The 21,818-nt window shown below is 38.6% G+C and carries 21 protein-coding genes; 7 read left to right on the forward strand and 14 right to left on the reverse strand.

Annotation, left to right across the window (positions count from 1 at the left end; genetic code table 11):
- Positions 1–533 precede the first annotated feature (533 nt).
- The 3 genes from ACIQYS_RS02245 to mntR form a co-directional block, all read right to left on the reverse strand.
- The gene (locus ACIQYS_RS02245; protein ID WP_402974230.1) at positions 534–1,451 is read right to left on the reverse strand and encodes a DUF1002 domain-containing protein; all 918 of its coding nucleotides are present in this window, start codon (positions 1,449–1,451) and stop codon (positions 534–536) included.
- Positions 1,452–1,544: 93 nt separating this feature from the next.
- Entirely contained in the window at positions 1,545–2,405 is an 861-nt protein-coding gene (locus ACIQYS_RS02250) for a CvfB family protein (RefSeq protein WP_402974233.1), read from the reverse strand.
- 40 nt (positions 2,406–2,445) lie between these two features.
- Positions 2,446–2,865, reverse strand: a complete 420-nt coding sequence (gene mntR, locus ACIQYS_RS02255; RefSeq protein WP_402974235.1) for a transcriptional regulator MntR — start codon at positions 2,863–2,865, stop codon at positions 2,446–2,448.
- Positions 2,866–3,076: 211 nt separating this feature from the next.
- Between mntR and ACIQYS_RS02260 the strand changes: the two genes are divergently transcribed.
- The gene (locus tag ACIQYS_RS02260; RefSeq protein ID WP_402974238.1) at positions 3,077–3,232 is read left to right on the forward strand and encodes a lmo0937 family membrane protein; all 156 of its coding nucleotides are present in this window, start codon (positions 3,077–3,079) and stop codon (positions 3,230–3,232) included.
- 336 nt (positions 3,233–3,568) lie between these two features.
- Here the strand turns inward: ACIQYS_RS02260 and ACIQYS_RS02265 are convergent, their stop codons facing one another.
- The 5 genes from ACIQYS_RS02265 to ACIQYS_RS02285 form a co-directional block, all read right to left on the reverse strand.
- Positions 3,569–4,678: a GNAT family N-acetyltransferase gene (locus ACIQYS_RS02265; protein WP_402974241.1), complete on the reverse strand. Its 1,110-nt coding sequence runs from the start codon at positions 4,676–4,678 to the stop codon at positions 3,569–3,571.
- Positions 4,679–4,700: 22 nt separating this feature from the next.
- Positions 4,701–6,797: a heavy metal translocating P-type ATPase gene (locus tag ACIQYS_RS02270; RefSeq protein ID WP_402974244.1), complete on the reverse strand. Its 2,097-nt coding sequence runs from the start codon at positions 6,795–6,797 to the stop codon at positions 4,701–4,703.
- Positions 6,781–7,155, reverse strand: a complete 375-nt coding sequence (locus ACIQYS_RS02275) for an ArsR/SmtB family transcription factor (RefSeq protein ID WP_402974247.1) — start codon at positions 7,153–7,155, stop codon at positions 6,781–6,783. The genes ACIQYS_RS02270 and ACIQYS_RS02275 overlap by 17 nt, the downstream gene beginning before the upstream one ends.
- Positions 7,156–8,032: 877 nt before the next feature.
- Positions 8,033–8,953, reverse strand: coding sequence for a UDP-N-acetylmuramate dehydrogenase (murB, locus tag ACIQYS_RS02280; RefSeq protein ID WP_402974250.1), 921 nt, complete (start codon positions 8,951–8,953; stop codon positions 8,033–8,035).
- A gap of 79 nt (positions 8,954–9,032) precedes the next feature.
- Positions 9,033–9,338: a winged helix-turn-helix transcriptional regulator gene (locus tag ACIQYS_RS02285; protein ID WP_142608809.1), complete on the reverse strand. Its 306-nt coding sequence runs from the start codon at positions 9,336–9,338 to the stop codon at positions 9,033–9,035.
- A 257-nt stretch (positions 9,339–9,595) separates the two neighbouring features.
- Here ACIQYS_RS02285 and ACIQYS_RS02290 point away from each other — a divergent pair, with 257 nt between their 5' ends.
- From ACIQYS_RS02290 to ACIQYS_RS02310, 5 genes are all read left to right on the forward strand, one after another.
- A complete protein-coding gene (locus ACIQYS_RS02290) occupies positions 9,596–10,123 on the forward strand; it encodes a YceI family protein (RefSeq protein ID WP_402974256.1) in 528 nt (175 codons plus the stop codon).
- Positions 10,124–10,315: 192 nt separating this feature from the next.
- Positions 10,316–11,503 carry a hypothetical protein gene (locus ACIQYS_RS02295; protein WP_402974261.1) on the forward strand — a complete coding sequence of 396 codons (1,188 nt, stop codon included), beginning with the start codon at positions 10,316–10,318 and terminating at the stop codon, positions 11,501–11,503.
- 30 nt (positions 11,504–11,533) lie between these two features.
- The gene (locus tag ACIQYS_RS02300; protein ID WP_402974863.1) at positions 11,534–12,706 is read left to right on the forward strand and encodes a M20 metallopeptidase family protein; all 1,173 of its coding nucleotides are present in this window, start codon (positions 11,534–11,536) and stop codon (positions 12,704–12,706) included.
- 218 nt (positions 12,707–12,924) lie between these two features.
- Entirely contained in the window at positions 12,925–13,221 is a 297-nt protein-coding gene (locus tag ACIQYS_RS02305) for a hypothetical protein (protein ID WP_402974264.1), read from the forward strand.
- Positions 13,222–13,424: 203 nt separating this feature from the next.
- A complete protein-coding gene (locus ACIQYS_RS02310; protein ID WP_402974267.1) occupies positions 13,425–13,703 on the forward strand; it encodes a hypothetical protein in 279 nt (92 codons plus the stop codon).
- A gap of 160 nt (positions 13,704–13,863) precedes the next feature.
- Here ACIQYS_RS02310 and ACIQYS_RS02315 read toward each other — a convergent pair whose 3' ends face one another.
- The 4 genes from ACIQYS_RS02315 to ACIQYS_RS02330 form a co-directional block, all read right to left on the reverse strand.
- Entirely contained in the window at positions 13,864–15,672 is a 1,809-nt protein-coding gene (locus tag ACIQYS_RS02315; protein WP_402974270.1) for an ABC transporter ATP-binding protein, read from the reverse strand.
- Complete coding sequence (locus ACIQYS_RS02320; RefSeq protein ID WP_402974273.1) at positions 15,665–17,407, reverse strand: ABC transporter ATP-binding protein; 1,743 nt, start codon at positions 17,405–17,407, stop codon at positions 15,665–15,667. The genes ACIQYS_RS02315 and ACIQYS_RS02320 overlap by 8 nt, the downstream gene beginning before the upstream one ends.
- A 14-nt stretch (positions 17,408–17,421) precedes the next feature.
- Positions 17,422–17,883 carry a PadR family transcriptional regulator gene (locus ACIQYS_RS02325; protein ID WP_402974276.1) on the reverse strand — a complete coding sequence of 154 codons (462 nt, stop codon included), beginning with the start codon at positions 17,881–17,883 and terminating at the stop codon, positions 17,422–17,424.
- 130 nt (positions 17,884–18,013) lie between these two features.
- A complete protein-coding gene (locus ACIQYS_RS02330; RefSeq protein WP_402974279.1) occupies positions 18,014–19,549 on the reverse strand; it encodes an FAD-dependent oxidoreductase in 1,536 nt (511 codons plus the stop codon).
- 103 nt (positions 19,550–19,652) lie between these two features.
- Between ACIQYS_RS02330 and ACIQYS_RS02335 the strand changes: the two genes are divergently transcribed.
- Positions 19,653–20,003 (forward strand): DUF2500 domain-containing protein, encoded by a 351-nt coding sequence (locus ACIQYS_RS02335; RefSeq protein ID WP_402974866.1) that lies wholly within the window; start codon positions 19,653–19,655, stop codon positions 20,001–20,003.
- Between the two features lie 73 nt (positions 20,004–20,076).
- Here ACIQYS_RS02335 and ACIQYS_RS02340 read toward each other — a convergent pair whose 3' ends face one another.
- Together ACIQYS_RS02340 and ACIQYS_RS02345 are read right to left on the reverse strand one after the other, a co-directional pair.
- Positions 20,077–20,730, reverse strand: a complete 654-nt coding sequence (locus ACIQYS_RS02340; protein ID WP_402974282.1) for a DsbA family oxidoreductase — start codon at positions 20,728–20,730, stop codon at positions 20,077–20,079.
- 151 nt (positions 20,731–20,881) lie between these two features.
- Entirely contained in the window at positions 20,882–21,811 is a 930-nt protein-coding gene (locus ACIQYS_RS02345) for a manganese-dependent inorganic pyrophosphatase (RefSeq protein WP_402974285.1), read from the reverse strand.
- Between the last annotated feature and the right edge of the window lie 7 nt (positions 21,812–21,818).

A 21,818-nucleotide genomic window follows, 5' to 3' on the forward strand; every position in this document is an offset into this window, starting at 1 on the left:
GGAATTGGATAAAGCCTAATTAACTCGGGATAAACCACCTTATTTATCGGCGTCTCATTCCAAGTAAACTTGTTATTTCAAGAATTGGTTGCTTTCCATGACTGATTTATTACCCTAAGTCATTGTCTGGATGCACGCATGTGAAAAACTGCTTAATATTTAGTTTTAGCAAGTCGGTACTGATAAATAAGCAATTCCTTTTGGATTGGAGCGAAAGGGCGGTGACTCCGGCGGAGGCCAACAGGATGTTGGTCACGAAGGCGTTGCCACACGATGTGGCGCTCCTAGCCTTTGTTCCTAAGTGAGTCAGGTGAGACTTCACAACGTACGCGCAAGCGGCTGTGAAGGCTCATCGCTCATCGCTCACCCCACGGAAAGCATCCGCCCTGAAGCGGAAATCCCAGAGGACACTTAATAGAGCTTTCTTACGACGCATTATATCTATACTGCGCTCACCTTAAAAAGTGCACACTCTATGCTGTATGAAATAAAAACATCCTAATCGTCACGTATGGACAATTAGGATGCTCCGTTTAGCCGAATATAGAATGAATAGAATCAATTAAACTCTTAAAGAAGTCTTTAACACTTTGCCAAAAACCTTCGTTGTCTACAATATTACCAATCTTGTCTTCGATTGTTTTACTTAAATCATTTAACTGATCAGACCATTTACTAAAATCGATATCTAGTTGTCGAATACGATCCATAATATCGATTAATAACTGACGATCTTTTTCTGAAAGCTCAATTTGCAATTTTGCGAGTTGTTCCGATACAATTTTTTCTACCTCTTCGCGATTAACTGGGTTTTTTTCAGCAATTTGCTTTTTAATTTCTGTTAATAATTCACTTACTTTCGCTTCATCAATACCGGCTTCTTTTGAAAGTATTGTTGCTACGGATAGCTCATCGCTTGCTACATCTGTCCGTTCAGTATCAAGCTTTCCACCTGTTACTTCATACGCTTTGTAAATACCTACTAATGCCGAATGACCAGTAACTGGTTTAGGAGCTGCAATTTCAACGACTGCATCTTGAATACCAGCTGTTAGCATCGCATTAGCATACATTTCAGCCGTTACTTCTGTAATATTCTTTGGTGTAACGATATTAATAACTAGCCCTTTTCCAGCATCTTTTCTAGTAATCTTAGCAGAAGAAAACATTCTAGCAGATGCATCTCCGTCTTTCAAATAGGTAACTAGATCTTTCCCTGTTACTTCAATTTCTTGAATATCAGAGCTATCTGTTATTTTTAAACTTTCTTTTACACTATTCTTTTGTTCTTCTGATAGATTGCCACCGTATACAACGATGGGTGCACCAAACTTCTCATTTACTACTTCTTCTGTTGTCGATCCATCTGAATCTGCTAGGGCAATAGATGGGGCAATAAATGCGCCTATTACTAATATTATAGCCATCATGGTTTGCAAAAACTTTTTCATTTCATCAAACTCCTTTCCAGTTGGCTCTCCCATTAGTACGTAAAAAGGAGCAAAAAGTTCCGAATGAATCGATTCTTTTTACCCCTTTTTTCCTTACTCTTTTACTTGTGTCCAACCATCGTTTTGTACGATTTTGCCTTCTTTCATAAGTTTACCAAGTGCTCTTTTAAATGCAGCTTTGCTCATTGTGAACATCTCTTGGATTTCTTCAGGTGTTGATTTGTCTGTGAATGGCATTTTTCCACCAACATCATTTAAATAACGAAAGATTGACTCTGCATCGTCGCCTAAACGCTCGTGTTTACGTGGTAGCAAGGAGCCGTTTAAAGAACCGTCTTCTTTCGTATCAATAATACGAACGGTTAGATCTTGTCCAAGTCTTGGTTCTTCTACACGTTCTGATTGATGTACGAAAATGCGATAGTTTTCTGGTACGCTTAGTAAAAACGTTCCAATAGGAAGTAATCGATATGGTCTAGCTTGTACATTTTGGTTAAATAATGTCGTTGGTGCATCAATATATAGCTCTTCTACTCGATCCTCTGTTGCCAAACGACCAAATAGTTCTCCGTCTTTATCTGTTCGAAGGGTCATATATAGATGGTCGCCATTTTCTGGCCAAAGTTCTTTTATCTTCGGTAAGTCCTCTGCTTTTACTTGCACTTCTTTAGACGTGCCGATATCTACAAAAGCCCCTTCTTTTTCAGAAACTTTAATCACTCTAGCCCATCCATACGTTCCTTTTTGAATAGTAGGAAGCCCAGTCGTTGCGGATAAATTGCCTCTTCGGTCTACAAATAGAAATACCTCAATCGTATCTTCTACTTGTAAATTTTCCGGTGCTTCTGATGCGTTTAATGGAATTTCCATCGCATTATGCGCAAGGATCCATTTTGATCCTTCTTGTGACTTTACTTGTAATTTTACAATTTCTCCTGATGCTAGTTCTGTCAAAAATATCGCTCTCCTTCTTACCATATAAATGGTTCTGTTCTTATTCTTTTGTTTCTTCTTTTAATGCAAGAAGTTTTGATTGCAACTCTGGATTTTCTTCCAAAAATAAAACTAAATCGGCAATTCGATCGATCGAATTCCAACTCAAATGATGTTCTATACCTTCCACATCTCCATAAATATTTTCTTCCTCTACTCCGATTAATCGCAAAAAGTCTTCAAGTAAATCATGTCGCTTCACTAGTTTTTTACCAAGTTTCATGCCTTTTGTTGTAAGAGTTAAACCACGATACTTTTCGTATATTAAGAAACCATCTTTATCTAGTTTTTGTACCATTTTTGTAACGGAAGATGGTAAGACTGATAATGCTTCTGCTATGTCAGACACACGAGCATATCCTTTCTGCTCGATTAATATGTATATTTGTTCAATATGGTCTTCCATGCTTGGTGTTGGCATATACATCTTCCTTTCATCACTTCTTTGTTCATTTTACTACATCCTGTGCACCTTCACAATTCTCGACATCTTTTCCTACTGTTACTTTCTGTTCCAGGCGGATGCTTTACGCAAGCATTTCAATTATTTACCAAATTCATATAATGTTTAATACTCTATCTTTAAGGGTAACTTTTTAATAACAACATGTTCAATGGAAAGGATGTTCTAGATGGGTAAAATATTATGGACGATTATCGTCATATTAATCGTACTTTGGTTGTTAGGTTTAGTATTAAAAATAGGCGGTGGACTTATCCACGGACTATTAATTATTGCCGGTATTATTTTCGTCATTCAGCTTGTAGCGGGAAGACGATCGCTTTAAAAAAAGGTGTTGCCAATTGGCAGCACCTTTTTTTATGCAGTATAGATCCAGCTCCAGCGCCTTGCCCCTCGGGGTCAAATGGAAAAAAGCTGCTCCTGCGCACAGCTCGTCGCAAACAAAATCGCTTGTGGCGGCTGTGGAGCTGCCTCCTTTGGCCCGCACGATGCTGGTTATGTCTGCTTTGCCACACGATGTGGCGTACTTTGCAGACCTAGACCTTCCACGTCCCCATTTGCCTGTCGGAGGCCTGCAGGATGCAGGTCATGCAGTCGTTGCGACACGATGTCGCGAACTTAGACTGTATTCCTCTAACATAGGCGCTTGCACTTTTCTAGCTTATCCTCTTGTTTTAGCGTAAATGCAAGTATCTCTTAACTTTTTACCATCTGCAGATAAAGAATCATGGTGAAGGGTTCCTTCTAACGTGTACGCTAATCTTTCCGCAACGGAGCGGCTTCGTACATTTTCGCTATCACAACGAATTTCTACACGATTTGCTTGTAACTCTTCAAAAGCAAATTTGGTAATACGCTCGACAGCCTCCGTCATCAGCCCCTTCCCTTCAAACTTACTATCGATCCAGTATCCAATTTCAAATTTACGTACTTTCCAATCGATTCGATGTAAACCCGAAGAGCCGACTAATTCTCCCGTCTCTTTTAAGAACAAATGCAGTCTTAAATCTTTTCTTGTAATAAAATCAGCAACCGCTTGTCGCAAATTAGTAGTAGTCTGCTCCAATGTTTGTTTTGTTTGCGCCCAAGGCATCCATTCTTTTAATGCATCATGGGAGCTTATAATCGCTTTCCATAATGCTTCTGCATCCTCTACTTTAGGTGCCTTAATGATTAATCGTTCCGTATGAAGTTCTTCCGAAAAAGAATAGTCTTCCTTTTTACTCACTTCTGGGTGAGAATCATCATCCCATTTTACCGGAGTTGCAGTTCCTTTTAAAAAGTCTTCTCTCGTCATACCATATGTAACTGCATCGTAATAAGATTCTTCTTTCGGAGAAAACCATGCTTGACGGAGCTGGGCTTCTTTTACAAAGCCGGCACGTTCAAACGTCTTACGCATGGCAAAGTTATCTTGCCTTGTATGACCTTCTAAACGAATTTTAGCCTCCGGTAATTGGAAAACATACTCTGCAACCATCTTTAATGCACGAGGACCGTATCCTCTGCCTCGTGCTTCATCTGCAATACGTAAATCAAACAAAGGAATCTCGTCTTGCAAATCGTAAATTTTAACAATTCCCACCTGTTTATTATCTTCATTTTCTACCCAAAATGTTTTTACTTCGTCGGATTGATATCCGCCTTCTTCAATTGTCTTTTCAATTAATTCCCTAGCCGGATGTGCGTTTCCATGATATGGCCAAGTATTAGTCGTCATGAAATGAATGAGCTGTTCTTGCTCTTCCATCGTCCATTCTGTAAGCTTCATTTTATTTCCCTCCGAACGTACTCTATTTATGCACTTTTAATAGTCGCAATGAATTCAGCACTACTAGTAAGGTTGCACCCATATCCGCGAAAATGGCAATCCATAATGTTAACCATCCTGGAATGATAAGTAAAAGCGCAATTATCTTTAACCCTAAAGCAAACATAATATTTTCTTTAATAATATGCAATGCTTTTCGACTTAATCGAATCGTATACGGTAGTTTTTCTAAGTCATCTGCCATCAGTGCAACATCAGCAGTTTCGAGTGCCGCATCCGTACCGGCACCACCCATTGCAATTCCAACAGATGCTGCCGCAAGTGCTGGTGCATCATTTACTCCGTCCCCAACCATTGCAACTGCTCCATATTTTTCTTTTAATGCTTTAATAGCTATCAGTTTTTGTTCTGGCATAAGTCCCGCTTCGATGTCTGTCATGCCAAGTCTAGTAGCAATAGCATTTGCTGTCCGTGCGTCGTCTCCAGTTAGCATGACCATATGTTTTATACCTGCACTTTTAAGAACTTGGAGCACTTTCTTGCTAGTTGTGCGAACTGGGTCGGCAACTGCGATAAATCCTTTGTATATTCCGTCTTCTGCTGCAAGCATTACCGTATTTCCTTCTAATTGCAATTGTTTAACCCGTTCAATTACTTCAGCTGAAACGGTACTAGTTGAAAGAATCCATGACACACTACCTACTGACCACTTCTTCCCACCGACGACTCCTTCAGCTCCTTTACCAGTAATGGACCCGAAATCATCTACATCAACAGCATGAATATGTTCCGCTTTGCCATATCTCACAATCGCTTGTGCAAGTGGATGCCCTGAATACGCTTCAATCGACATTACTTTTTGCATGAAATCATGTGGATTTTCGGACTCGACAACTGTTACTTCTGGATATCCTTTTGTTAAAGTGCCTGTCTTATCGAAAGCAATTGCTCGTATACGTCCTATTTCTTCCAAGTGAATTCCACCTTTTATAAGCACACCTTGCTTCGCAGCATTTCCGATAGCCGTCACGATTGCTACTGGAGTAGATACAACTAAAGCACATGGACACCCTACTACTAATACCGCAAGTCCTTGGTAAATCCATGTTTGCCAGTCTGCGCCGAATAATGGTGGAACAATAGCTACTAAAAAAGCAATTGCTATAATTACAGGCGTATAATATTTAGCAAATTTATCTACAAATTTTTGGGAAGGTGCTTTTTCTGCTTGCGCTTCTTCCACTAAATGAATAATCTTCGCAATCGTTGTATCTTCGACTCTTTTCGTTACTTTTACTTCCAAGGAACCTTCTTCATTTAACGTACCAGCAAACACTTCGTCGCCAGTCGTTTTATAAACAGGTACTGCTTCACCTGTAATCGATGCTTGGTTGACTGATGAAGCTCCTTTTTGCACCAGTCCATCCATCGCAATTTTTTGTCCTGGTTTTACGATTAATAAATCATTAATTTGAATGAACTCCGTATTGACCTCTACTATTTGATCGCCTCGCCGAATGGTTGCAGATGGCGGTGCTATGTCCATTAACTGGCTGATCGATTGACGTGCTTTATTCATCGAGTATGCTTCTAACGCTTCACTTACTGCGAATAAAAGGACAACAACTGCTCCTTCGCGCCATTCACCAATAACAACCGCTCCAATAATAGCAATCGTCATAAGTGTTTTCATATCAAAATAAAAGCGTGATAAATTCAACACTCCACTCTTAAACATATCGTATCCACCGACTATAATGGCGATTCCAAATAAGCTGATTGCAACCGGATGTGTTTCCTCATACATAAAAGAGACGATAATCCCAATTACTAAAAAAACTAAAGAGGTGGCCGTTACGACATTTTCTTTTCGTTTGAGAAAGGTTTTTTTCTCATCTTTTCGCTGTTTAATAGGAGCCACTTTAATACCATCAAAAGCCCCAGCTTTTTCAATATCTTCTACCGTGACATTCCCGATCACAGCAACTTTAGATGCTCCAAAATTAACCATTGCTTGTTCCACATTTGGAAGGCTTTTTATATTATTTTCAAATTTCATCGCACAGTTGGCGCATGAAAGATTCTCTAGGCGATACTCTTTTTTAGTTGCTTTCTCCAATCTTCTCACCCTCTTCTATCGCGTGTTCGTAGGCGATTTTAACTAACTTGTTCACATGATGATCCGCTAATGCATAATAAACTAATTTTCCTTTACGGTTTGATTTCGCCAATGATAAATCACGCAAATATCGTAAGTGATGCGATGCAGTAGCTGTAGAGGAACCAATTATTTCACTCACATCACATACACAAAGTTCTTCTTCTATTGTTAGTGCATACGCTATTTTCAAACGTGTTTCATCTGCTAATGCTTTGAAAATTTTCGCAACGTTCGTTACATCTGGAAGTTGCTGTTTGACGGAAAATACTATATTTTCATTTACTTTTGTTACCTCACACATATCTTTTGTTTGCATCTGCTCACCTCATTCAAATGTCTGTTTGATTGTTATCACTATTATATGTTCAAACTATTCAAAAATCAAGGTCATTCAAACATATATTTGAATGACTTGTATTGATTGTTGGAGTAGTCCTTTTTTATATTAATAGAAGAACTACTCTCTCAATATAGGGATAAAGCGTCGTAATGACCGCAGGGATTTTCGCTGCAGGGCGGACGCTTTCCGCCGGGTGAGCGATGAACCATCGCCGACGCTGCGCGTTCGCCTGCGATGGTTCATCTGTCTCACTCATCCGGCAGGAGTCGCCGCCCTTACGCTACAATCCATGAGAATTTCTTTCTAATTTAGTTCTGCAGTTCGGAGATGTAAATTGCTCAGGTTCACTGCGTGCTATTTAGTAGACCTAATTAGAAAATGCTTTCTCTACATAAAAGGAATTGGATAAAGCCTAATTAACTCGGGATAAACCACCTTATTCATCGGCGTCTCATTCCAAGTAAACTTGTTATTTCAAGAATTGGTTGCTTTCCATGACTGATTTATTACCCTAAGTCATTCTCTAGATGCACGCATGTGAAAAACTGCTTAATATTTAGTTTTAGCAAGTCGGTACTGATAAATAAGCAATTCCTTTTGGATTGGAGCGAAAGGGCGGTGACTCCAGTGGGATAAAGTGAGTCAGGTGAGACTTCACAACGTACGCGCAAGCGGCGGTGAAGGCTCATCGCTCACCCCACGGAAAGCATCCGCCCTGAAGCGGAAATCCCAGAGGACACTTAATAGAGCTTTCTTACGACACATTATATCTATACTGCGTTTAATAATTAAAGTGACATACTTTATTGATAATTTCCTTAGCCATAAAAAAAGAACCTGTGAATATATATATTCACAGGTCCGCATTTTCTCCGACAATTTTCACTTCAAGTTCAAGTTCCACGTCAAAGTTTTTCTTTACTTCTGATTTTACCATTTCGATCGTGCTAATATAATCGGTTGCAGTTGCATTGTTTTTATTGACTATAAATCCTGCATGCTTCGTTGATACTTCCGCTCCACCATAGCCTTTTCCTTGCAGACCGCTGTCTTGAATAAGTTTTCCAGCAAAATAACCAGGTGGACGTTTAAACACACTTCCTGCTGAAGGATATTCGAGAGGTTGTTTGGATTCCCGCTGGAACGTCAAGTCTGCAATTTTTGCATCGATCTCTTCCTGTATACCCGGTGCCAATTCAAATTCAGCAGATAATACATAATATCCTTTTTTCGTAATGATACTTCTACGGTAGCCAAGTTCTAGTTCTTCTTTTGATAGAACAAGTTTTTCACCACTTGGCGTGAGGACGGTCGATTGGACGATTACATCTTGAATCTCCCCACCATATGCACCGGCATTCATTGCCATCGCACCACCGATTGACCCAGGGATACCACAGGCGAACTCTAATCCGGTTAGTGTCTCCCTTGCAACCGCTCTTGAAACATCGATAATGTCTGCTCCACTTTCTGCGATTACTCTGTTTCCGTTTATCGTGATTTTGTTCAGTTTTTCCAAACGAAGTACAATACCACGAACCCCACCATCTCGAACGACCATGTTAGAACCGTTACCTAGTAGCAATAAGGGAATATTGTTTTTATACGCATATTGAACTGTATACGCTGCTTCGTCCTCCGTGTCAGGTGTCACAAATATATCTGCAACGCCACCCATTCGTGTCATCGTATGCAAGTTCAATGCTTCATCTATTTTTACGTTCTTCGGATCTAGATGTTTAATTAAATCTTGAAACCATTGTTGTTTAGCCAAAAATAGCCAATCCTTTCTTCATTAACCTAATACCTTTCCATAGTATGCGTGCTTGCACCTAATTTTTCAAGCAAAACTGTTAGAACCATTCTTTAGACCAAGATTCAATTCCATCCACTACATCTTTTAGGGCATAACCTTTGTCGGTTAAATTATATTCTACACGTACAGGAACTTCCGAGAAGACAGTTCTTTCTACTAAGCCCTCTTTTTCGAGTTCTTTTAGACGCTCTGAAAGCAATCGACCACTTATAGGAAGAGACGACTCGATTTCATTAAACCGTTTCGCTCCATCAATTAACTGAAAAATAATTAACGCAGTCCATCTTTTTCCGAGCAACTCCATTGCCTTCGCTAAACGTGGACATAATAACGTTTCTTTCATCTGATTCACCTCTATTACTACGTATTATACGCCTATATTATTTTTTTGTAAAATAACAGTAATTTAATTACTTGACGTAAGTTTAGTATTAATCTAAAGTTAGTTACATAAAGTAAGTTATGGTTTATTCAGTTAACGAAATGGGTAAATAAAACTGTTTAGGTAATTAATTTATTTCGAAATAAAACATCTTGATTTCAAAATTAATATGTTTTATACTAAAAATATCAAAAAACATTCTTAGGAGGAAATAAAAAATGACAAAATTTAATCTTGACGCTGCACACTCTAGTATCGATTTTTCTGTAAAACACATGATGGTTTCAAAAGTAAAAGGTTCTTTCACTAACTTCACTGCTGATTTAGATGGTAATGCAGAAGATTTGAATGGTGCAGCAATTAGTTTTGACATCGATGTTAAATCAATTACTACAAACAACGAAGATCGTGATAACCATTTACGTTCTGCTGATTTCTTTGATACAGAAACTTACCCAAATATCAAATTCGTTGCAACAGACATCAAAAAAACAGATGATGGTGAATACGATGTAACTGGCGATATGACGATTAAAGACGTTACTAAACCAGTAACTTTTGAAGTAGAATATGGCGGAAAAGGAACGAACCCATGGGGTCAAGAAGTTGTAGCATTCTCTGCTGAAACTAAAATTAACCGTAAAGAATTTGGTCTAGTATGGAACCAAGCCCTTGAAACTGGTGGCGTACTTGTTGGAGAAGATATCAAAATTTCTGTAGAACTTGAATTAAACCCAGCTCAATAATGAATATTCACTTAAAGCTACTCTGGTTATTCAGAGTAGCTTTTTTGCATTTCAGGAAAGTATCCAACTCTTTCCAAGCAAGAAATCACTTACATTCTAATATTAAAATCTAACTTTTCTGAAATATACTATATACTTCGTAAACGTGATATTATGTTGACTATTCTATATTGTCAGAAAGGAATTACTATTATGTCTCAAATGCTTGCTCTAGTTATCGTTATCGCGATTTTATTCATAGGAGATCTTGTTTCTACTCGTACGAAGGCTTGGATTCCTTCTGTGTTCGTTTCCGCCGTTCTTTTCCTTATCGGGTATTGGACATTTTTCCCACAAGATATTGTACCAATCGCTGGGGTTCCACCAGTTGTTGCTACAATGATGATTTACTTACTCATCACGAACATGGGTACTTTACTTTCTATTCAGCAATTAAAAGAACAATGGAAAACCATTTTAATTTCCCTCGCAGGAATTTTAGGTATTATTGCAGCACTATTTGGAATAGGCACATTTCTATTTGGTGTTGAAACAGTCATTGTTGCTATACCACCTCTAGTTGGAGGAATTGTATCTGCTTTAATCATGTCAGAGGGCGCTGCAAACGCAGGTTTAACTACTCTTTCAGTTTTCGCCATTGTTATTTATGTGATGCAAGGGTTTGCTGGTTATCCATTAACATCCATTGCACTTAAAAAAGAAGGGAAAGTGCTTCTTGAAAAGTTCCGCAAAGGCGAGTTAGCTTCAACAGAACAAACGTCCACTTCTTCTACTGAATCGGAAGATGAGCTGAAAATGTTCCGTAAGCTACCTAAACAATATAATACGGATTATTTTAAATTTTTCCGTTTAGCGCTTGTCGGCTTTCTTGCTTATCTTGTCTCTACATTATTAGCACCAATTGTGGACGTAAGTCCGTATGTACTTTGTTTGTTATTTGGTATTATTGCAAAAAGTGTTGGTTTTTTGGAGCGTCATGTATTACAAAAAGCAAATGGGTTTGGTTTATGTGTAATGGTACTAATGCTGTTCGTATTTGATGGGCTAAAAACCGCTACACCATCTATGATTGTTGATATTCTTTATCCACTAATCGGAACAATCGTAATAGGGGTTATCGGGATGTACATCTTCTCCTTCATTATGGGAAAAGTGCTAAAGGTAAGCAAAAATATGGCGTTCGCTATTTCTTTAACTGCATTATATGGCTTCCCAGCAGATTATATTATTACGAACGAAGTGATTAACTCTTTAACACAAAATGAAAAAGAACGAAAGGCACTGACTGATCATATGCTTGCACCGATGCTTGTAGGCGGATTTATAAGCGTAACAATCGTATCGGTTATTCTTGCAGGTATATTCGTAGGATTCTTATAATAAAACAACTAATGGGGGTAATAAAACATGATAAATCAAAAAATAAAGCAATCTATTAATAATAATAGTGAAGAGCTTACTGCCTTACGTCGCCAGCTGCATAGTGAGCCTGAGTTATCATTTGAGGAATTCAAAACAACTGCGTTTATCTGTGAGTATCTAGACAGTCTTGGTATTCCTTACCGTCAAACGGAGCCTACTGGAGTAATCGCTGAAATTCAAGCAGTTCCAGGTGGAAAAACAGTTGCACTACGAGCTGATATGGACGCACTTCCGATTCAACAACTGAACAAACATGTACCATATGCTTCTAAATTTGAAGGAAAAATGCATGCTTGTGGACATGATGCACATACTTCTATGTTGTTAATAGCAGCGAAGGCTTTGAACGATGTAAAAGATCAGCTTCCAGGAAATGTACGTTTCTTGTTCCAACCAGCGGAAGAAGCAGCACGAGGAGCAAAAGCAATCGTTGCTCAAGGTGCGATGGACGGTGTAGACAACGTGTTTGGTATTCATATTTGGTCTCAAATGCCAACAAATAAAGTAGCCTGCTCACCCGGTCCGTCATTTGCTGCTGCAGACATTATCAAAGTGAGATTCAAAGGTAAAGGTGGACATGCTGCGATGCCAGAAGCTTGTATCGACGCAGCAATCGTTGCTTCCTCCTTTGTTATGAATGTGCAAACGGTTGTTTCTAGAACGATTGACCCGCAAAGTCCTGCTGTTCTTACTATCGGAAAAATGATTGTCGGAACAAGATTTAATGTAATCGCTGAAAATGCTGAAATCGAAGGAACAGTTCGTACATTCCATCCGGAAACGCGCGACCATATTGAGAAAAGCATTACGCAGTATGCAGAAAGTGTTGCTGCCGTTTATGGTGCTACTGCTGAAGTGGAATATATTCGCGGTACAGATACGGTAGTGAATGAAGAAGAGAGCGCAAAACTCGTGCAACAAATTACTTCGGAAGCATTTGGATCTGATGCGGTGTACGATGAAAAACCAACCATGGGTGCGGAAGACTTCTCTGCTTACTTAACGAAAGCACCAGGTAGCTTTGCCCTAGTAGGAAGTGGAAATCCTGAAAAAGATACCGAATGGGCACATCACCACGGGAACTTCGATATCGACGAAGATGCACTTGTTACTGGAGCAGAATTGTACGCGCAGTATGCTTGGGCGTATTTGAATAAATAAATCGAGACTGTTAGCTACTCCGAAATTGTTCGGGGTAGCTTTTTTAGTGCTTTTACAACTAAAGCGGCATTTTTTACAACTAATCTTTCAATAATTACAACTAAATGCTCCGGGATTACAACTAAAATTTTTGGAAGACTAGAATAATCATTTAATTCCGAAACTATTTCTTTCTTTTTTCGTATATACTTAAGAAAATGTCTTTGGAGGGATAATTTATGGAAGATTTGTTCGCACTAGGGATTGGCCTAGTGGCTATCGTAATGATTTTTTCTATACCACTTACCGCAATTTGGACAACTCATTTACGAAAAACGCAAAAGTTTAAAGCACAAATTGTAAAAGATGAAATTGAACTAGAAAAGCTGAAGTATAACAACTTTTTAATCGAAACGGAGAAAATGCGGCTAGACCTGCAACAAAAACAAGCAGACCTACTAGAGACAACTGCAGATCCAATTATATTAGATTTACAAAAACGTGCACCAGCAGAAACTAAAACTTCATCTTTCTAAAACAATCGTGCAGAGGTCGCTCCGCACGATTGTTTTTTAAAGAGACGCTGAGTTATTAAATTCAGCTCGTAGCAGCTGCATTATTCGAATCCATTGCAAAAATAATTGTTTCCAAATGCTAATAAACGAACGGTATTCCGTGAATGTATTATGTCATAACCTGGTACCCTTCAACGATTACTAATATACGAGGAGTGTATAAAATGAATAAATATTTTTTGTCTTTTGCAGTTATCTTTTTCGGGATTAGCATTCTTTTTAGTGCCTATATCTTATCACAGGCATTAAAAGAAATAGCTTATAACCAACAGCCTGATAATACAACAATTAATGAAGACACTAGTGAATGGGAAATGATAGTAGTGAATGAAAATAATATTATACTATTCAATCGCTATACCGGAGATTATTGGACAAAATCAATTAACCGCAATGAGGGAAATACTGAATGGGAAAAGGGCCTTTTACCATTCAATTTTTAATAAAAAAACAAAAAGTAATTAGACCCAACTTTTTCAATCCCCTGTATGACATGCAAAACCGGAGATTACTTCTGCCCGCAATCTTGTTTAAAATATAGTCCTCACATAATATAAGCAGCAGTACTCTACGTTCTTTGGAGTACTGCCTACTTTTTTTCATCTAAATATTAAACTGGCTTTCATATAGCTCCGCGTAAAAACCTTTTTGCTGCAACAATTCTTCATGTGTGCCTGATTCGATCAGTTCCCCTTGATTAATAACTAATATTCGGTCAGCATTTTCGATTGTTTTTAATCGGTGCGCAATGACGAAGCTCGTTCTACCTTCCGATAATCGATTCAACCCTTGTTGGATTTCGATTTCGGTTCTTGTATCGATGCTTGATGTTGCTTCATCTAGAATCAATATATCGGAATCGGCTAATATCGCTCGAGCAATTGCTAGTAGTTGGCGCTGTCCTTGACTTAGACTAGATCCGCCTGAAGTAATAAGCGTTTCATAGCGATCTGGCAAATGCTTAATGAACCTATGTGCGGAAGCCATTTTGGCAGCGGCAATGACTTCTTCGTCCGTTGCTTCTAGACGACCGTAGCGGATATTTTCCATGATTGTTCCGGAAAATAAGAATGTGTCTTGAAGTACTATTCCTATCTTTTCACGCAGTTTACTAATCTGATAGTCTTTAATATTTCGTCCATCGATTTTAATTTCCCCGGAATCGATATTATAAAACCGCATTAATAAATTGATAATAGTTGTTTTGCCTGAACCAGTTGGTCCTACTAATGCAATTTTCTCTCCTGCTTTTGCTTGGAAGCTAATGTTTTTTAAGATTGGCTTGCTGTCTTCATATGAAAAGTTTACATCGGAAAACGTGACATCTCCTTTGAAGAAGTCGACTTCAACCGCATTCTCTTTATCCGTTAGATCTGGTGTTTCGTCCATAATCTCAAATACTCGTTCTGCTCCTGCAATGGCAGACTGAAATGTGTTTAATAGACTCGATAGTTGGTTAATCGGACGGAAAAATTGGCGAGAATAGGTAACGAATGCGGCAATAATCCCGACTGTTGCCATCTCTTGTACCGTCATAAGAGCACCAACCCCTATAATAAGCACAAGTCCTAAGTTATTTATGAAGTTATTAATCGGCCCTAAAAAGCCGGATACGGTATCAGCTGCCATCGCAGAATGTCTTAGTCTTTCATTCACCTCGGAAAACTTCGTGAACGTTTTTTCTTCTCGTCCGAAAATAGTAATGACTTCATTTCCGGAAATGGCTTCTTCGATAAAACCATTCAGTTCACCTAAATCACGCTGCCTTTTGATAAAGTTACTACTGCTATATTTAATAATCTTTTTCGTTGTAAAAACAATTAATGGAATGACTAATAAGGATATAATAGCAAGCACCCAATTCAGTAAAAACATCGCTATCGTAACACCAGATACCATTAAAATAGATGAAATAATTTGAATCACACTTTGACTCAGAGCATTATTCAAGCTTTCAATATCATTCGTCACGCGACTCATCAAATCTCCATGTGTTCGTTTATCAAAAAAGCGCAAAGACAATGTCTGAAACTTATTAAACAAATCCTGACGTAAAATCCGAATCGTCTTCAGCGACACTCGCACCATCAAAAACGTTTGTAGCCAAGTAAATATGGATGCAGCTATATACACAATAGCTAGTAACAGTAAAAATCGAAGTGTGCCATTCATATCTTTCGGAATAATATATTGATCAATAATCACACCAATCATATAAGGGACGAGTAAGTTCAAAAGAGTAGAAATGATGACAAAAATAACGGATGTAATCATCGCTATTTTTTGCTTTTCCATGTACCTCCATATCCGCTTCAGCGTACCTTTTCTATCCTTTGCTTTTTCCACTGGCCCACTAAACCCTCTTGGTCCACGTGCTCGCCCAATCGCATTTGAAGTAGAAGCTTTATTCATAAGAATAGACCTCCCTTCCAGTTTGCGTTTCATAAATTCCACGGTATACACTGCTTCTCTCTAGTAGTTCTGTGTGTGCACCGCTTGCTTCAATCATTCCATCTTCTATAACGAGAATTTGATCTGCATCGATTATGGAGGAAATCTTCGCTGAAATAATGAATACCGTTGTGTTTGCATGATTTTGTTGTAATGCTTGTTGAACAGAAGCTTCCGACAAAGCATCGATCGCAGAGGTGGAATCATCTAGTATTAAAACTTTCGGCTGGCGGATAAACGCACGAGCCATCGATAGACGTTGTTTTTGTCCACCAGAGAGATTCTTTGCTCCTTGCATCAGTTCATAAGCAAATTTATGTTCTAGCTTATCGATAAACTCCATCGCAGCTGCTGACTTAGCTGCTCCTTCCATTTCCAAAAGACTCGCTTCTTCTTTTCCATAGCGTAAATTCTCTTCAATTGCGCCTGAAAATAACGTAGCTTTTTGTGGAACAAAACCAATCGTTTCTCTTAAACGCTCAAGTGGATATTCCTTTACATTCACTCCGTCGATTAAAATAGATCCCGAATCTGGGTCATACAGCCTTGGAATAAGCTTGACGAGCGTTGACTTTCCGCTACCAGTAGAGCCGATAATCCCAATCGTCTCTCCTGCTTTTGCTCGAAATGATATATTTTTCAAGACGTATTCTCCATTTTTACTATAGCTAAAATAGACATCTCTAAACTCCACTTCCCCTTTTGCTAGTGGAAGCAAAGCAGGCGTTTTGGTTTCCTGAATATCGATTTCCGTATCCAGTACTTGCCCAATTCGATTAGCAGAAGTAAAAGACCGAGTAATTTGCATTAACACATGACTACTCGTCATCAGTCCATTCATAATAATATTTAAGTAATTGATAAAAGCTAATATAACGCCAACTTGTAGCGTCCCTTCGTTCACTTTTATGGCACCCATCCACATACCTGCGACGACCCCTAAATTCACTACAAATAGCATAATCGGCATCAGTGTTAGAATGACTTGTTCAGCAGACATATTCCGTTTTGTTAATGTATCATTTACGTTTTGGAAGGCTTTAATCTCATAATCTTGACGATCGAATGCTTTAATCACTCGTATACCCGCAAACGTTTCTTGTAGCTTTGTATTCACTTGATCCATCGCTTTTTGGACTTTTGCAAATAGTTGTCCCGATTTAGTCGAAAAATAATAAATACAAATCATTAAAATCGGTATCGCTATCAATAGTACCGGGAACAACTCGCGCGCAGTAAACCAAACAATTGCTACTGATCCAATAAATAATAGCGGCCCACGTACAAAAACACGCAACGTCATCATTAATGCTTGCTGAACCGCTGTTATATCATTCGTTACAATCGTGATTAGTTTTCCAACTCCAAATGCATCCGTATTTTTACTAGAAAACTGCTCCGTTTTTTTGAAAACATCTCGGCGTACGTCAGCAGCAAAATTGACTGCCGCTTTCGTACTATAAATCGTACAACCAGCCCCGCCAATTAAGCCGATCAAGGCGGTTAAAAGCATTAGCAATCCTAACCAAATCACATAAGCATTATCATTATTTGCAATTCCTACATCAATAATATGCTGCATAATGGTCGGCTGTAGTAAATCCATTGCAACTTCTACACACATTAATAGCGGGCCTAAAATCGCAAACAGTGTGTATGGCTTTACATATGGAAGTAGTTTCCATAGGGATTTCATAGCATTTCCCCTCTCTATCTATTTTCTTTTTGTAAACGTTCGGTTATTTCTTTCACGAAATCTATTAATTTGGTCGTTTTTTCTGGACTTTTACGTGATTGTTTAATCGCTTTATGTATTTCCGCTTCCCATAATTCCATTGCTGACTTTAGCTCTGTTGCTTCATCTGAGTTTTGCCAAACCCAACGTGCCTTCCACTCGTCCCAAAAGTCTCCATCTCTTCGACTTGCGGATTCCTCTAGTCGCGTATTCCCTTTTTCTTTTATCTCATAAGTCTTTTTGTCCGATGTAGAATCTAGACCTATCATCTCCTGCTCCATTAACTCTTGGAGCGCTGGATATACCGTGCCAGCACTTGCTGAATAAAGCCCACCAGAGCGATTTTCTAACTCTTTCATCATTTGATAACCATGCATCGGGCCTTCCTTCAGCAAATGCAAAATAGCTATTTGTATAAATCCTCTCCGTCTTTTCATTTGAATCCTCCTTTTAACTATATCGATTATTTTAATCGATATATCGATTAAAAACAATAGATAAGAAATTGGGCAAAAACAAAAACAGGCTACCCAACAAGTCAAATTGCAACTTATCGGGTAGCCTTACTCAGTCTCCAATATCTATTTTTTCAAGTGGCTCATACGCTGGTCCTTCAATTACTTCCCCAGTATATTTATATCTAGATCCGTGACAAGGACAATCCCATGAGCTCTCTGCATCGTTGAATACAACGTCACACCCTAGATGCGTGCATACTGGTTTGACTAAATGGATGATGCCGTAATCGTCTTTATAAGCGCCTACTTTTTGGCCATCTAGTTTGATAATATCTCCAGAGCCCGCTTTTAAGTCTTGAAATACTACGTCTATTTTTTCTGTTTTTCCTTTGACGAGCTCTTTTGCGACGTTTGCGTTTATTTTGGCAAAAGTTGTAATGTCTTCTTTTTTCATTTTTGAACGGGTTGGGGAGTAAAGTTCCGCAAAGCGATTTTCTTTTTCGAGCACATTATCGACCATAATTTTTGCAGCGACGGTACTATTAGTCATTCCCCATTTGGCATATCCTGTTGCAACGAGCACATCCTGAAGTCTCGATGTCATTGGTCCAACGTACGGAAGCCCGTCTAGTGTGACTAAATCTTGTGCAGACCAGCGATAGGCGTACTGCTTTGCTTTGAACTGCTCCCTTCCAAATGCAGCTAAAGCTTCATAATTGATAGTCGTATCTCCTTGAAACCTTCCCGTAATATGCCCTTCCCCGCCTAGCAACAAATATCTTCGCCCATCAGACCCTAATGCTATTCGTATCGACCTTGTAGGTTTTTCTACATTAATATAGATTCCTTTTGGATAGTTTGCTTCCGCGAGTGTTGCGAGTGCATACGACCGCTCGGAGTACATTCGGGTAAAATAAAGTCCGTCTTCATCATTGAAAGGAAAATGACTGCAAACTAATATTTTTTTCGCACGTATTTCATTGCCATCTAACATTTCTACTCGGTTGCTACCATGGATAGACTTTGCACGGGATTGTTCGAAAAATTGAACCCCATTTTCGACTGCTTTCTCCACTAATGCGAGTGCATATTTCAATGGATGGAATTGTCCTTGATTTTCAAGCTTGAGAGCTTCTTTCACTGTAAATGGAAGGCCCGTTTCTTGTGTTAAAGTCCCCCCTTCTATTCCGATCTTATGGTAAGCATCTAGTTCTTTTTTTAATATTTCCACTCCATCATCTGTATCGGCATATAAAAAGGCATCGACATTTTCAAAATCACATTTGATGCCTAATTGCTTAATCGTTAGTTCGATATAGTCTTTCGCCTCCATATTTGCTTTGTAATACAATTCCGCTTGTTCTTCTCCGAAAGTAGTAATGAGCTGTTGATAAATAGGGCCGTGTTGTGCCGTCACTTTTGCTGTTGTGAAGCCGGTAGTCCCTTTTAATATATTACTTCCTTCTACAACGACTACTTTTCGACCGCTTTGACTAAGTAAATAAGCTGCCGTAATTCCGGTGAGGCCCGCCCCAATAATTGCAACGTCTACTTCTATATCTTCACTTAGTTTTGGGAAAAGCGGAAATTCTTTATGCGCCCTCCAATAAGATTGCGATTCACTCGGTAATATTTTCTGCGTCATGTATGATTCCCTCCTGTTTCTTTTATTCTCTATCTATCGGTGAAACTTTATTCAAGTTGGGTCGTATATAATTGAAAAGAAATAGAGGAGGAGCACCGTGGATATGTTTGACGTCATAAGTGTAGTAGGTCCTATTTTTATTGCTGTTGTTTTTATTGTTGTTATTAGCGGATTCATATTAATAATTGTTAGTAGTATTAAACAACGTAATAAAAATAATAACTCTCCGAAACTTTCAGTACCCGTTCAAGTGGTAACGAAACGTTCCGATACTTGGGGAGGTTCAGGTGATAGTTCAGCTTCCACTTCTTACTACGTAACATTTCAAGTAGAAAGTGGAGACCGGATAGAGCTCAAACTAAGTGGCAAAGAATATGGCATGATAGCAGAAGATGATCTTGGCATACTAACTTTCCAAGGTACTAGATTCCTAAGTTTTGAAAGAAAACACTAAAAAACCTCTTCCAAATTTTGAGAAGAGGTTTTTCTTCATTGTGTCCGGATAACCGTATACACAATCTGAAGCATTATTGTGCAGGAGAAATGCCTTCTTCTTCCGCTACTTTGTTCAAAGCACCAACAAATGTTTCTAGTGGCTGTGCACCTGAAATGGCATACTTATCATTTAGCACAAAAAATGGTACTCCGCGAACACCAATTTGACCAGCACGAGCAATATCTAATCGAACCTCTGTCAAATAAGCATCTGAATTTAACACTTTCTCTGCTTCTTCTCTTGATAGACCAAGTGTGTCAATTAAATCTAACAGGACATCATGCTTGCCAATTTCTTTTGCTTCAATGAAGTAAGAGTGTAGTAATAGTTCATTTGCTTCTTTTGCTTTCCCTTGCTCAGATGCCCATTTTACTAAACGATGAGCATCTAGCGTATTAGCTGGTTTCATGGCATCAAAATTATAATCCAATCCAACCGTTTTCGCTTGCTCTACTACACCAGCTGTCATTTGCTTTGCAGCTTCTACAGTGGAGCCGTATTTTTCAGCAAGCAATTCGTACATCGATTTATCTGATGTTTTTGGTGAATTTGGATCTAATTCAAAGCTTTTGAATTCTATTTCTGCTTGGTTATCAAAACCTGCTTGTTGTAACGCTTCTTCTAATCTTCTTTTTCCGATATAACAAAACGGACATACAAAGTCGGACCATACTTCAATTTTCATCTTTATCACCTCATGTTTATTGTAAGGTGTACTTGTTTTGATTTCAAAATAACTGCCTGTAAAATGTTCAGCGGTCGTTATGTCTTGCTCGGCCATTTTACACAGAAATAAAAAAGACTTCCAGACCAAAAAAGCCAGGAAGTCCATTTAATTAGTTAGCTAATGCTTCAGTCAATGCTGGTACAACTTGCTTTTTACGAGAAACGACGCCTTTTAATAGAGCAGTGTTGTTTTCGAAGCTCACTCCGAAGGCTGCTTCTGCTTTTAAAGCTAATTTTCCAAGCGCTAATGCTACGGAGTCGTTATTTAATATATCTGTTACAACGAAGAAGAATAAATCTAATTCTTGCTCTTCGATTTCACGATGAATTAGTTCTTCTAGTTCTGCTTGGCGACCCATTACGTCGTTTACATCTACTGCGTTTACTTGTGCGATAATTACTTTATTGTCGCCCATATTGAATTCTTTTGCGTCTAGTGATAGAAGATCTTCTAAGCTTTTATCACTTAAATCAGCTCCTGCTTTTAGCATAGCTAGTCCATACTCTTCTGCGTTTACGCCAGCAATTTTTTCTAGTTCACGTGCAGCAGCGATATCTTCTTCTGTGCATGTTGGTGATTTGAATAATAATGAATCCGAAACGATTGCAGATAGCATTAGCCCTGCAATATTTGCTGGGATTTCAACGTTTTTTTCTTTATAGATTTTATTTAAAATAGTTGCAGTACATCCTACTGGCTCTGCACGGTAGTATAAAGGCTCAGCCGTTTCGAAGTTTGCAATACGGTGATGATCGATTACTTCTGTTACTTGTACTTCCTCGATGCCATCTGCACTTTGTTGTTTTTCGTTGTGATCCACCAAAATTACTTTTTTCGCTTCAGTTGCAACATTTTCGATTAATCGTGGTGCTTCGAATCCGAATTTTTCTAAAGCATATTTTGTTTCGTTGTTTACTTCACCTAAACGAACTGCTTCGGCTTGTACTCCGATTGCATTTTTTAAATGTGCGTATACAATCGCTGAAGTGATTGTGTCTGTATCCGGGTTTTTATGTCCAAAAACTAATACTTTTTCCATTATAAAA

Source organism: Psychrobacillus sp. NPDC096426, from assembly GCF_044762745.1.
Classification (GTDB): domain Bacteria; phylum Bacillota; class Bacilli; order Bacillales_A; family Planococcaceae; genus Psychrobacillus.